This is a genomic window from Macrococcus equipercicus, assembly GCF_024205945.1.
In the GTDB taxonomy this organism is placed as follows: Bacteria; Bacillota; Bacilli; order Staphylococcales; family Staphylococcaceae; genus Macrococcus; species Macrococcus equipercicus.
This window is the reverse complement of sequence record NZ_CP073809.1, coordinates 1-13,220: the sequence shown is the minus strand read 5'-3', so window position 1 is coordinate 13,220 and position 13,220 is coordinate 1. Positions and strand designations below refer to the sequence as shown.

Here is a 13,220-nt window from a genome sequence, read left to right as displayed (position 1 = left end):
TAATAGACTATGTAATTAACCTTATCTTATCAAATCACCTTTAGATGTGCAACTGAATCTGTTAGACTATCTGTATTCAGACCAAAGGAGACAATCATGGAAACTATTTCACAGATCAGCATTCCGCAAAGAGAAAATGAGTCACATAAAGGAGACTACGGCCGTATTCTATTAATCGGTGGTAATCAGAACATGGGCGGCTCTATTATGCTGAGTGCTCGTGCCTGTGTCTACAGCGGTGGCGGATTAACGACGGTCGTTACCCATCAGACGAACCATACAGCACTTCATTCTCGCTGTCCGGAAGCGATGGTCAGTGATCTGGCAGATATTAAGCGCCTCAGTAAACTTGTCGCGGACGCCGACTGTATTTTAATCGGGCCTGGGCTCGGGCTTGATTTCCAGGGCAATAATACGCTGACTTTCCTCTTCCAGCATATTCAAAATCACCAGACCGTCATCATTGACGGGGATGCCATTACTATCTTGAGCAAACTGCGCCATCCACTGCCCGACTGCAATGTCATCTTCACGCCGCATCAGAAAGAATGGGAACGGCTGAGCGGTATTCAAATTGACGAGCAGACCCCAGAGCGTAATAGAGCGGCTGCAGATTCACTTGGTGTTCAAGTCGTGCTGAAAAAACATAATACAGAGCTTTACTTGACTTCCGGTGACTATCGCATCGAAAAGGGGAACCCCGCTATGGCCTCAGGCGGCATGGGAGATACATTAGCAGGTATTCTCGCAAGCTTCGTCGGTCAGTTTGAAATCGAGGATGCTATTAAGAACGCCGTATATATTCATAGTAAAATCGGTGATAAGCTGGCACAGGACATGTATGTTATCCCGGCTTCAAAAATTATCGATGAAATTCCTTATATGATGAAGCAGCTGGAAGAATAACTGCTTTATGAACTAAAAAACGAGTCCGGATAATTATCCGGGCTCGTTTGCTGTATAGCATTAATAGTCTTCTTTTAAGTGATCCATCGTCTCAACATCTCCGCTATCTACGAAAATATCTTCTTCAGGCTCTTCGTCGACAGTATCAACTGTTCCGACTAAATGACCATCTTCAGGCTCAATGATTTCTTCTTCCCTGTCAAAATCTTTCTCAACTTTAGCGACAGTTGCGACATGCTGCCCTTCACCAAGACGAATCAGCTTCACGCCTTGTGCGCCGCGCCCGTTCTGAGAAATATCATTGACATCAAGACGAATGATGACACCTTGATTTGTCACGACCATCAGATCTTCTTCACCCGTTACAGTTGAAATATAGACCAGCTCACCATTTTTCTCTGTAATCGTCGCGGTCTTTATCCCTTTACCGCCGCGGTTGGAAATACGGTAGTCGCTTTCTTTCGTCCGCTTACCATAACCCTTCTCAGTGACAATCAGCACTTCATGCTCATCATTGGAGTTGATGACATCCAGTCCGATAACAGCGTCACCTTCGCGCAGGGAAATACCTTTAACGCCCGCTGCTGTACGGCCGAGTGGGCGCAGTGTGCTCTCTTCAAAACGAATAAGAGACGCATTTTTAGTGCCAATGATCAGCTGTTTCGTTCCATCGGTCAGACGGACCGCAATCAGTTCGTCATCTTCACGGAAGCTGATCGCAATTTTACCGTTTTTATTGATCCGGGCAAAGTTAGCGAGGCTTGAACGCTTGATCAGACCTTTTTTCGTCGCAAAGATAATAAAGGCATCTTCACGATCCAAGTCTTTCACAGCAATCATCGTACTGATTGTCTCGTCTTTTTCCAGGGACAAGGCGTTAACGATCGGAATCCCTTTAGACTGACGTGACAGTTCAGGTATTTCGTAGCCTTTCAGCTTATACACACGCCCTTTATTCGTAAAAAACAGAACATGATCATGTGTAGAAGTCGTCACGATTTGGCTGACAAAGTCATCTTCAATCGTGTTCATCCCTTGAATGCCGCGACCACCGCGGTGCTGGGCACGATACGTAGAAACCGGCAGACGTTTAATATAGTTATTATGGCTGAGCGTAATAACGATGTGGTCTTCTGGAATCAGATCTTCGTCTTCCAGGTGGTCGAAGCCGCCTGTCGTAATTTCAGTGCGTCTGTGATCACCGAAACGTTCTTTAATATCCGACAATTCCTCGCGGATGATCTCAAGAATTTTTTCCTCGTCTGCAAGAATCGCTTTCAATTCCGAAATATAAGCGATCAAGTCCTGGTATTCCGCTTCAATCTTGTCGCGTTCAAGACCTGTCAGACGACGAAGACGCATATCCATAATAGCCTGTGCCTGACGTTCAGACAGACTATAGTTCGTCATTAAACTTTCCATTGCTTGGTGGTCGTTCTCTGCTGCACGGATCAACGCAATGATTTCATCGATATGATCAAGCGCTATGCGCAGACCTTCCAGTAAATGCGCCCGGTCTTCTGCTTTTTTCAAATTGTAGGCCGTACGACGACGGATGACTACTTTTTGATGTTCAAGATAATAGTAGACCATCTGCTTCAAGTTCAGCACTCTTGGCTTGCCTTCTACAAGTGACAGCATGTTCATCCCGAACGAAGTCTGCAGTGGTGTTTGCTTGTAAAGATTGTTTAAAATGACGTTAGCATTGGCATCACGGCGGACATCAATAACGATGCGGACCCCTTCTTTAAGACTTGTCTCATCACGAAGATCTGTAATCCCATCTACTTTTTTGTCACGGACAAGTTCAGCAATCTTCTCGACGAGTTTCGCTTTATTGACCTGATAAGGAATTTCTGTGACGATAATGGTCTCTTTCCCGTTTGGACGGGTTTCGATGATTGTTTTCGCACGCATCATCACTGAACCGCGTCCCGTTTCATAGGCACGGCGAATACCACTGCGCCCTAAAATCAGCCCGGAAGTTGGAAAGTCAGGACCATGAATATGATCCATCAGTTCTGACACTGTAATATCAGGGTTATAGCTCAGTGCCAGCACGCCGTCAATAACTTCATTCAAGTTATGCGGCGGAATGTTAGTCGCCATCCCGACTGCGATACCTGATGCCCCGTTGACAAGCAGGTTCGGGAAACGGGCAGGAAGAACTTCCGGCTCTCGCTCATTTCCGTCATAGTTGTCAGCGAAGTCAATCGTATCTTTATTAATATCACGCATCAATTCCATAGCGATCTTGGACATGCGGGCTTCTGTATAACGCATTGCCGCTGCGCCGTCACCGTCCATTGAACCGAAGTTACCTTGACCATCCACCAGCGGATAGCGGTAACTGAAGTCCTGAGCCATCCGTACCATCGCTTCGTAAATTGAAGAGTCACCATGCGGGTGATATTTACCCATGACGTCCCCGACGATACGAGCTGATTTCTTGTACGGTTTATCAGAGGTCATCCCCTGATCGTTCATACCATATAATATACGGCGGTGAACCGGCTTCATGCCATCTCTAACATCCGGCAGTGCACGCGATACGATAACACTCATGGCGTAATCAAGAAATGATTCACGCATTTCTGTACTGATATTTCTATCTTTTAATCGTTCTGTATTTTCTGCCATCAAGGCGCCTCCTATACATCTAATGTCGCGTATTCAGCATTCTCCTCGATAAACTGACGACGATGTTCTACAACATCACCCATCAACATTTCAAAGGTCTCATCTGCTTCAATCGCATCTGTCAAGGTTACCTGCAGCATGCTTCTGTTTTCCGGATTCATTGTTGTTTCCCACAGCTGGTCAGCGTTCATTTCACCGAGACCTTTATAACGGGAAAGCTGAATCTTTGGTGTCGGGCTCAGTTCTGCTCTTAGCTTATCAAGCTCACGGTCGTTATAGACATAGTAGACTTTCTTGCTCTGTTCTACTTTGTATAACGGCGGCTGGGCAATATAAATATATCCCGCTTCAATCAACGGTCTCATAAAGCGGTAGAAGAACGTCAAAAGCAGTGCGCGAATATGTGCACCATCGACGTCGGCATCAGTCATAATGACGATTTTGTGATAACGTGCTTTTGAAATATCAAACTCGCCGCCGATACCTGTACCCATCGCTGTGATCATCGCCCGGACTTCATTATTACCAAGAATTTTATCCAGTCTTGCTTTCTCTACGTTCAGAATCTTTCCGCGCAGCGGCAGAATCGCCTGTGTTTTAGAGTCACGGCCGGATTTTGCTGAACCGCCTGCTGAGTCACCCTCGACAATATAAAGTTCGCTCTCTTCCGGCGATTTACTTGAACAGTCGGCAAGTTTACCGGGCAGACTTGCGACATCGAGTGCTGTTTTACGACGTGTCACTTCCCGCGCTTTTTTCGCAGCAAGACGTGCACGTGATGCCATAATCCCTTTTTCCACAATAATTCTCGCGACTTGTGGATTTTCGTACAAGAAGCGCTCAAAATGTTCTGAGAACAAGTTATCTGTAATTTGACGCACTTCTGTGTTGCCGAGCTTTGTCTTTGTCTGTCCTTCAAACTGAGGTTCACCGTGCTTGATGGATACGACTGCGACCATCCCTTCACGGACATCTTCACCGATCAGTTTTTCTTCGCTCTCTTTAATGAGCTTATTTTTCACTGCATAATTGTTAATGACACGTGTCAATGCACGCTTAAAGCCATCTTCATGCGTTCCACCTTCATATGTATGAATATTGTTAGCATATGACAGTAAGTTAGTCGCATAACCTGTATTGTACTGAATGGAAATTTCTACTTCTACATCCGTCCGTGATGCATGAATGTAAATCGGTTCTGGAAATAATACTTCCTTCGATTTGTTCAGCAGCTCGACGTATGATTTAATACCGCCCTCATAAAAATAATCATCACTGACGATGTTTTCTTCATCGCGTTCGTCGATGATTTCAATACGAATACCTTTATTCAGGAAAGCAAGTTCTCTAATACGTTTCTGTAAAATCTCATATTCATATTCTGTTGTTTCTGTGAAAATTTCAGTATCTGCCTTGAAGCGGATTGTCGTTCCTGTGTGATCTGTGTCTCCAACTACTTTCAGGTCAAAGGCCGGTGTTCCTTTATGATAAGCCTGATGATGAATTTTTCCGTCTTTATGGACGTATACTTCCAATGTTGATGACAATGCATTAACAACTGATGAACCGACACCGTGAAGGCCGCCGGATACTTTATAGCCGCCGCCGCCGAACTTACCGCCGGCATGAAGCACCGTCAATATAACTTCTACCGCTGGACGTCCCATCTTTTCATGCATATCAACCGGGATACCACGTCCATTGTCAATGACTTTAATCCAGTTATCTTGCTCGATGATGACTTTAATATGATCTGCAAATCCTGCCAGTGCTTCGTCAATACTGTTATCAACGATTTCCCATACAAGGTGATGCAGACCTTTTGATGCAGTAGAACCGATATACATACCCGGGCGTTTACGTACTGCTTCCAGTCCTTCAAGTACTTGTATCTGATCCGCTCCGTACTGCTCTAAATTATTTTCCAAAGATGGTCACCTACTCTTTATTAGTTTGAATATGCCCGTGATCGACGTAGAACAGCTTCGCCTGTTCAATCGTTTCATGTTCTATTCCTTCGACAGAGGTCGTCGTCACAAACGTTTGTACTTTATGTTGAATCGTCGTCAGAAGATGTGTCTGTCTTGTATCGTCCAGTTCGCTGAGCACATCATCCAGCAGCAGAATAGGATATTCCCCTATTTCTTCGTTAATCAGTTCAATTTCAGCGAGTTTCAGTGACAGTGCTGTCGTACGCTGCTGCCCTTGTGAGCCGTAAGTCTGGACATCTATACCATTGATGGAGAAGGTCAGATCATCGCGATGCGGACCGTACAGGCTCGCCATCCGATCAATCTCCTTATCCATTGATTCAGACAGCTTGCTGTAAGTCGCTGCTATCATGGCTTCCAAATTGTCCTGCAGCTGCAGGCTGGCCTGGTAATGAATAGTCAGCATTTCCGCTGTCTTGGTAATACCGCTGTGGATATCAATAGCTTTCTCTTCCAGCTGACTGATAAACTGATGGCGTCTAAGCGTCAGTCTTGCTGCGTATTCACTAAACTGCTGATTCAATACATCAAGCATTGTGCGGTCGCCTTGCGGGTTCTGCTTCAACTGCTTTAAATAATGATTTTTCTGTTTGAGGATACGCTGGAAATTAGAGAGGTCATTGAGGTAGACAGCGGAAATCTGACCGATTTCTATATCTATAAAACGGCGTCTGATCTGCGGGCTCCCTTTGACCAGATTTAAGTCCTCGGGCGCAAAGAGCACCACATTCATATGGCCGATATACTGGGTTAGTTTGCTTTGTTCCAGGTGATTAGCTTTCGCTTTCTTGCCTTTTGAAGATATTTGGAGAGAAAGCGGCATCGTGCCATGTTTATACTCAAGTTCCCCTTCAATTAACGCAAAATCAGCGTCCCAGTTAATGAGCTCTTTATCATGTGTGGCACGATGACTCTTGGCGAGTGCCAGACAATAGATCGCTTCAAGCAGATTGGTCTTCCCCTGTGCATTCGCACCGATAAGCACGTTGACTTCATCATGGAATGATAAAGCCACCTGCTCATAGTTGCGGTAATGGAGAAGCTTTAATGTTTTCAGCTTCATCGGGCAGAAAGATAAGAAATCTTATACTTACCTTCCCCTTCAATTTCAAGAATATCGTCTTCATGCAGTTTTTTGCCGCGTCGTGCTTCTTCCTCACCATTCAACAGCACAGGGTTATCCTGTAAATACCATTTCGCCTGGCCACCAGTACTTATAATCCCTTCAGCTTTAAGAAACTGGCCAAGGGTAATTTCATTGTTAAACCGTACTGTCTTTACCATCTCAGGTTCACTCCTATCCGTCTCAGTCATCATTTAATTATACCTTTTTTTACACAAAAAAGCATGTTATTGAACTAAAAAACCGCCTATTCAGCCATATAACTCAAACTTATATTTCAAGACGTCACAAGCCTTGATTTCAGCGGATTAATCAAGCGAAAAATAAGCCCGATAAAAAAAACAGATGGCAGTTCATCCATCTGTTTCTACGCTTTATATTCAACTGGTTTTCTAATCAGGAACATCAATATAGTAATGAGCAGAAAAGCTGTACCTGCAAGAAACGGGATCGTGATGAAACCTGCCCAGTTAATGTACTGCACGTTACACGGTACGCCGCCGACACACGCTTTCACCGGGGAAAAGCCAGGTATTTTCTGTTCCATATAGTGATAAACCGAAAAGCCGAGGCCGATGATTGAGAAGGTCATCACTAAGTATTTAAAGGGATAAAAGTCATTGAGGGCTGCAAACCCGATAATCACGACGAGCGGATACATGAGTATTCTTTGATACCAGCACATCTCACATGGCACAAAGTGTCTGATTTCTGAGAAATAAAGGCTGCCAAGCATAGCTATGATAGCTATTACCCAGGCAATAAAAAATAGTTTATTATTTCGCTCCATTATTTTTTAGCATCCTCAATCGCTTTTTCAACAGCATTGATTTTCAGCTGGTCACTGACTTTTTTGCCGTTCACAATAATCGTCGGTGTTTCGTTGATCATATAAGTTTGATAAAGTTCAATATCTTTCTCTACAGCTGCTGTCTCTGTTTTATTCTCAGCTGCCTTGACGATTTTAGTGATGTCTTTAACACCCGCTTTTTTTGCTGCAGCTTTGACAACAGCTGATGTCAGCCATTCGTCGGTAGTTGATGTGTTCGTATTCGGCTGTGCTTCAAACAGTGCATTATGGAATGCCCAGTATTTGGTCGGTTCATTTTTCAGTACCGCTTCAGCAGCATGCGCCCCTGTCAGCGATTCTCCGCCGTGAAATGGTGTGTTGATAAAGTACATTTTCAGCTCGCCTTTATCCACATATTTTTTAACGAGTTCAGGCTGGATATTCATATCAAAGTATTTACATGCAGGACATTTAAAATCACCGAACTCGACTAATGTCACCGGTGCATCCTTATCGCCGAGCATCGGCTGCCCTGTTGTATCAATCTTGCTGTAGTCAGAACTTGTCTTAATCTCTTTGTCTGCTGCAGCTGGCGTATCAGTCGAATCATTATTCTTCTGACCGAAGATGACCATCAGTACAACAGCTGCAATAACAATAAGTGCAAGTATCATTGCAAATATCATATTTCCTCTGTTTTTCATTGTATTCTCCTTACAGATAATTAGTGATAATAAAACCAAGATAGTATAAATTTTATACTATCTTGGTTCAATAAACCACTATTTAATCATTACTATTCTGTGACAATGCTATTTCATCTGCAGCGCCTGTCTGAAGTTTTTAATCAGTCCTTTGCCGTAGCTGAAGACGCTGCCTTTATAGACACGGGCCGCCAGCATAAGCAGTAAAATGACCGTAACAAGACAAATGATAATACCAAGAATAATCTGCAGATCGCTCGTCTCTTGAGACAACGTGCGCAGCAGCATGACCATAGGCGTGAAAAACGGAATATAACTTGTCACTTTGACAAGTGTTGTATCCGGGTTCGTCAGACTGAAAATAACAATATAAAAGGCTGCAATATTCATAAACGTCACAGGCATGACAGCCTGGCCGATGTCTTCAACCCGGTTGGTCAGCGCGCCAATAATCGCAGATATGCTGATATTGATAAGCAGGCCAAGCAGCAGGAAAATAACAGCGTAAATCACAATACGGGACGAGTCGTTCATAAATTTAAGCCCCATATCAGCGAGACTCTCTTTCAAATCAAAGAAGTAGATGCAGGCAAGAATTGTTAACACGAGAATAGCGATTTGTGTAAGTGCCACTGCTATTATCCCGGCGATTTTAGCCATGATGTGATTGACGGGCGATATGCTCGTGACAATCATCTCAATAACGCGGGATGATTTTTCCATCGCGATCTCAGTCGCAGCCTGTGACCCATAATTGATGGTAATAAAGAAAATGAGGAAGACACCGGCATAGACAATTCCTATATTCAGTGGTTTTACATCCTCTTTCACTGTTTTACTGTCGTCTGCTGCCAGCACTTCATTTTTAACGTCAGCCTGGGCTGTAAGCTTCTGTACGTCATCAGGAGAGAGTTTCAACGTTTTTGCCGCTTCACTGCTCTGCAGAGCGGTCAGAGTCGCCTGGACGCCCGCTACCGTGTCATCACTTGCCGAATCTTTCGTAAAAACTTTCGCTTTCAGCTGGTCTCTGTCTCTAGTAAGCTCAATCAGCTGCTTATACGTTTCATCTTCGACTCCTTTTTTGCCTTCTTGAAAGTTCAGTTCTTTAATCTTCATAGCTTTGTTCGTCTGCTTATAAGCCGTGGCAAATGCATGCTGCAGCGCTTGATCATCACTGGAAATAGCGGTGACTTCATTCTCACTCTTATCGAAGAACGCGATAATTTTGTCGGCATTGCTCAGCGCAAGCAGTATCGCAATTAATAAGACAGTCGTAAAAATAAACGAGCGGCTCGATAGTTTCTTCCAGTAAGTCAGCCAGAATGTCGGAAAGAATTTATTCATGATGCCCCACCTTTGCAATAAAGATATCGTTCAAAGACGGCTCTGCCACTTCAAACTTCGACACATAGCCGAGTTGTTTAACCGCTTCAAAGACAAGCGGCGCAACAGACTGGTCAGCAATCGTCAGCCGGACATCATGACGGTTCTGTCTGCAGCTGATCACTCCTTCAATATTCTGCAGCTGACTGAAGTCATGCTCGCCTGCAATGATGATTTCTTTGCGTGCGAAGTCGTGTTTCACCTGCTTAATATTTCCCGAGACAACCGTTCTGCCTTTATTTAATATGCAGACGCGGTCACACATTTCTTCCACATGCTCCATCCGGTGTGAGCTGAAAACGATAGTCGTACCGTTGTCATTCATTTCTTTAACCGCTGCTTTCAAAAGTTCTACATTAACTGGATCAAGGCCGCTGAACGGCTCATCAAGAATCAGCAATTTTGGCCGGTGGATAATAGCACCAATCAGCTGGATTTTCTGCTGATTACCTTTTGATAGCGACTCAATCTTCTTGTCAACGTTCTCCGGCACTTCAAAACGGTCAAGCCAGTAGTTGAGTTCTCGTTTCACTTCAGTGCGTTTCATGCCCTTTAACTGGCCGAGGTAGTTGATCTGTTCTGACACTTTTAATTTAGGGTTTAACCCGCGCTCTTCGGGCAGATAGCCGATTTCGTCTGTCACACTGTAATCAATCGGCTTCCCATTATATGTAATAGAGCCTGACGTCTTCTCAAGAAGACCTAAAATCATGCGGAACGTCGTTGTCTTGCCGGCACCATTACCGCCAAGAAATCCCAGCATTTCATGACTGGGCACTTCAATGTTCAAATCATCAACTGCCGTGTAGTTGCCGAATTGTTTCGTTACGTGCTGCAAAGCTAGCATATATATACCCTCCTTTTATTTTTAATATTAACAATGATGGATGTTATTTACAAATACAAACAGACGACTCTCACATTTTTGTGAGAGTCGTCTGTTGTCCTATTAATATGTTCTGATCGGCAGAATCAGCTGAATGACATTCTCGTCATCTTTTGGTTTTAAGATGAATGGACGCATCGTACCGAAGAACTCGATAGAAACTTCATCGTTATCGATAGCTTTCAAGGCATCCATCATATATTTAGAGTTAAAGGAGATTTTCAAGCCTTGTCCTTCAAATGCTGATGTCGCGACGCCTTCTTTCACCGTACCTATCTCCGGGGAAGTAGATGACAGTTCTACATGCTGCGGGTCAGCTGACAGTTTGATGACATTGTTGCCGCCTTCACGGGCAAGGAGTGAGGCACGGTCAATCGCATGGAAGAAATCGCCATTATGGAGAGCAAGCGACGTCTCATAGCTGTCCGGGAAGAGACGGGATGTATCTGGATAATTCCCTTCAAGCAGTCGTGAAATAAAATTCACATGTCCTACTTTGAAAAGGACTTGGTTAGAAGCGAAGAATATATCGATTGTCTCATCTTCGTCGCTGATAATCTTATTGAGTTCACTCAAAGCTTTACCCGGGATAATCGCATTGATATTGTCCAGACTGTTCTCAAGTTTCAGCCGGCGCAGCGCTAGTCGATGGGAATCTGTTGCAGTACAGCTCAGTTCTCCGTCTTTGATCAGCCAGTTAACACCAGTTAACACTGGACGTGTTTCTGAGGTGGACACAGCGAAATTAGTCTGTCTAATAATGTTTTTCAGCACATTGATCGGCAGTGTCATAGCGTCTTCTTCAGAAACTTGAGGGAGCAGCGGATACTGGTCTGGATCAAGTCCTGATACGTTGAATTCTGACTGGCCGGAAGTAATTTTTGCCTGGAACTGATGATTTGTCTCAATAGTGACTGCTGCAGCCGGAAGTTTTTTGATGATATCTACAAAGAAACGACCTGGCAGCACGATAGAGCCTTTTTCTTCGATAGTGACAATTTCCTCGTGATTCACTTCTGATGGGATAGTGATTTCAATCGATACTTCTGAATCTGAACCTGTCAGTAACAGCTTATTGTCAGTCGCGTCGATTTTAATACCTGTCAGAATCGGCAGTGTTGTTCTAGGCGAGATAGCTTTTAACGTGTCATTTAATTGCGTAATGAAATAATCTCTTTGGATGGTAAATTTCATAGTAGGAAAACTCCTTATCGTCGTTATATATATTATATTATATCTTTTAAGTTCGTAGTAATAGTAATAGGGGGTGTGAATAGGTGGATAACTGCAGTAAACGCATAACAGCCAACATATCCACATGTGTATAAACTGTTTATAACTGCAGCACTGTTATTCACGTTATCCACAGCTATCCTGTAATCTCTTTTTCAAGATTATCAATCTCTTTTTTGAGACCTGCATCATGTTCAATCTGCTTTTTGATTTTTTCATGGGCATGGATGACAGTCGTATGGTCACGGCCACCGAATTCCTCACCGATTTTAGGTAAGGAGTAATCTGTCAGTTCACGGGCAAGATACATCGCAATCTGTCTTGGAAAAGCGATGGATTTTGTCCGTTTTTTAGCTGTGAAATCTTCCATTCTGACATTATAGAACGAACCGACGATAGTCTGGATGTCCTGGATGCTGATTTTTTTCGGCTTGCTCGTTGAGATAATGTCTTTCAGCGCTTCTGCAACGAGGTCAGCTGTCAGTTCACGTTTTACGAGCTTGGAATATGCAGTGACACGCGTCAATGCACCTTCTAATTCACGAATGTTGGACTGGATCTGATTGGCGATATAAAGCATCGCTTCGTTTGGTATATCAATTTTTTCTTCTTCTGATTTTTTGCGTAATATCGCAATTCGTGTTTCTAGATCAGGCGGTGTGACATCTGTGATTAGACCCCATTCAAAGCGTGAACGAAGACGGTCTTCTAGTGTCGGTATTTCCTTTGGTGCTCGGTCACTTGAGATGACAATCTGCTTATTGTTCTGGTGAAGTTCATTGAATGTATGGAAAAATTCTTCCTGCGTCGATTCTTTGCCGGCAAGAAACTGAATATCATCGATCAGCAGCACATCCACATTACGGTATTTAGATCTGAATTCCTCAGTTTTATTGTCCTTAATAGAATTGATAAATTCATTCGTAAATTTCTCGCTGGATGTGTAGACGACTTTGGCGTTGTCCTTATGCTCCATCACGTAATGCCCGATAGCATGCATTAAATGTGTTTTTCCGAGGCCGACACCGCCGTATATGAACAGTGGGTTATATGCTTTCGCCGGTGCTTCAGCGACAGCGAGCGACGCAGCATGGCTGAAGCGGTTGCCACTGCCGATGACAAACGTATCAAACGTGTTATCGATGTTCAGCTGGCTTGGCAGTACTTCTTGTTCTTTGCGACTTACGATAGGTTCATGTTTAAGTTTGTCTTCCAGTACATCTTCACCGGAGATGATTTTGACATCCAGCTTTTCTCCGATCGTCTCCTCAATCGTCTCCTGGATGATGGTGATATAGTTTTTGTTGAGCCAGCTGGCGTGAAAAGCAGTCGGCGCTTCAATAACAACCTGATTGTTATTCAATGAACTGATGGCTGTATGGTTGAACCATGTTTCATAGCTTGGGGTTGATAACTTTTTCTCGAGATTTTGCAGGACTTTGTTCCAAATAGAATCAATTCCACTCATAATGTGCCTCTTTCTCATTAAAATTTTTTCTGAAGTTATACACAGCTATTCACCATGTGTATAAGCTTAAGCACAAGGTGTGAATAATTATCCACA

General features: G+C 43.7%; 11 protein-coding genes and 1 other annotated feature (1 of these 12 running past the window's edge). Of the genes, 1 reads left to right on the top strand and 10 read right to left on the bottom strand.

All coding sequences use genetic code 11. The features are described 5' to 3' along the window. Positions 1 to 5: a binding site (T-box leader), on the bottom strand (it extends 180 nt beyond the left edge of the window). Between the two features lie 91 nt (positions 6 to 96). Then, positions 97 to 906, top strand: a complete 810-nt coding sequence (locus KFV11_RS00055; protein WP_254249977.1) for an NAD(P)H-hydrate dehydratase — start codon at positions 97 to 99, stop codon at positions 904 to 906. Positions 907 to 966: 60 nt separating this feature from the next. On the opposite strand, the gene gyrA is transcribed toward KFV11_RS00055, so the two are convergent. The 10 genes from gyrA to dnaA all read right to left on the bottom strand — a co-directional run bounded on the left by gyrA (position 967) and on the right by dnaA (position 13,124). Then, entirely contained in the window at positions 967 to 3,546 is a 2,580-nt protein-coding gene (gyrA, locus tag KFV11_RS00050; protein ID WP_254249976.1) for a DNA gyrase subunit A, read from the bottom strand. An 11-nt stretch (positions 3,547 to 3,557) separates the two neighbouring features. After that, positions 3,558 to 5,474, bottom strand: coding sequence for a DNA topoisomerase (ATP-hydrolyzing) subunit B (gene gyrB, locus KFV11_RS00045; protein WP_254249975.1), 1,917 nt, complete (start codon positions 5,472 to 5,474; stop codon positions 3,558 to 3,560). Positions 5,475 to 5,484: 10 nt separating this feature from the next. Further along, entirely contained in the window at positions 5,485 to 6,600 is a 1,116-nt protein-coding gene (gene recF / locus KFV11_RS00040; protein ID WP_149458917.1) for a DNA replication/repair protein RecF, read from the bottom strand. Continuing rightward, positions 6,597 to 6,821, bottom strand: a complete 225-nt coding sequence (yaaA, locus tag KFV11_RS00035) for a S4 domain-containing protein YaaA (RefSeq protein ID WP_149458916.1) — start codon at positions 6,819 to 6,821, stop codon at positions 6,597 to 6,599. The genes recF and yaaA overlap by 4 nt, the downstream gene beginning before the upstream one ends. Before the next feature lie 206 nt (positions 6,822 to 7,027). Continuing rightward, on the bottom strand, positions 7,028 to 7,450 hold the full coding sequence (locus KFV11_RS00030; protein ID WP_149458915.1) for a disulfide oxidoreductase: 423 nt from the start codon (positions 7,448 to 7,450) through the stop codon (positions 7,028 to 7,030). Then, a complete protein-coding gene (locus KFV11_RS00025; protein ID WP_149458914.1) occupies positions 7,450 to 8,154 on the bottom strand; it encodes a DsbA family protein in 705 nt (234 codons plus the stop codon). Before KFV11_RS00025 ends, KFV11_RS00030 begins: the two co-directional genes overlap by 1 nt. 108 nt (positions 8,155 to 8,262) lie before the next feature. Then, positions 8,263 to 9,498 (bottom strand): ABC transporter permease, encoded by a 1,236-nt coding sequence (locus KFV11_RS00020; protein WP_254249974.1) that lies wholly within the window; start codon positions 9,496 to 9,498, stop codon positions 8,263 to 8,265. Beyond that, the gene (locus KFV11_RS00015; protein WP_149458912.1) at positions 9,491 to 10,384 is read right to left on the bottom strand and encodes an ABC transporter ATP-binding protein; all 894 of its coding nucleotides are present in this window, start codon (positions 10,382 to 10,384) and stop codon (positions 9,491 to 9,493) included. Before KFV11_RS00015 ends, KFV11_RS00020 begins: the two co-directional genes overlap by 8 nt. A gap of 102 nt (positions 10,385 to 10,486) precedes the next feature. Continuing rightward, positions 10,487 to 11,617: a DNA polymerase III subunit beta gene (gene dnaN, locus KFV11_RS00010; protein ID WP_149458911.1), complete on the bottom strand. Its 1,131-nt coding sequence runs from the start codon at positions 11,615 to 11,617 to the stop codon at positions 10,487 to 10,489. Positions 11,618 to 11,792: 175 nt separating this feature from the next. Further along, positions 11,793 to 13,124, bottom strand: coding sequence for a chromosomal replication initiator protein DnaA (gene dnaA / locus KFV11_RS00005; protein WP_149458910.1), 1,332 nt, complete (start codon positions 13,122 to 13,124; stop codon positions 11,793 to 11,795). Positions 13,125 to 13,220 lie beyond the last annotated feature (96 nt).

Coding starts and splice junctions, on each gene's coding strand:
- KFV11_RS00030 (WP_149458915.1), bottom strand. CDS start 7,450: ATGGAGCGAAATAATAAACTATTTTTTATTGCCTGGGTAATAGCTATC.
- yaaA (WP_149458916.1), bottom strand. CDS start 6,821: ATGGTAAAGACAGTACGGTTTAACAATGAAATTACCCTTGGCCAGTTT.
- KFV11_RS00015 (WP_149458912.1), bottom strand. CDS start 10,384: ATGCTAGCTTTGCAGCACGTAACGAAACAATTCGGCAACTACACGGCA.
- recF (WP_149458917.1), bottom strand. CDS start 6,600: ATGAAGCTGAAAACATTAAAGCTTCTCCATTACCGCAACTATGAGCAG.
- KFV11_RS00025 (WP_149458914.1), bottom strand. CDS start 8,154: ATGAAAAACAGAGGAAATATGATATTTGCAATGATACTTGCACTTATT.
- KFV11_RS00020 (WP_254249974.1), bottom strand. CDS start 9,498: ATGAATAAATTCTTTCCGACATTCTGGCTGACTTACTGGAAGAAACTA.
- KFV11_RS00055 (WP_254249977.1), top strand. CDS start 97: ATGGAAACTATTTCACAGATCAGCATTCCGCAAAGAGAAAATGAGTCA.
- gyrA (WP_254249976.1), bottom strand. CDS start 3,546: ATGGCAGAAAATACAGAACGATTAAAAGATAGAAATATCAGTACAGAA.
- dnaN (WP_149458911.1), bottom strand. CDS start 11,617: ATGAAATTTACCATCCAAAGAGATTATTTCATTACGCAATTAAATGAC.
- dnaA (WP_149458910.1), bottom strand. CDS start 13,124: ATGAGTGGAATTGATTCTATTTGGAACAAAGTCCTGCAAAATCTCGAG.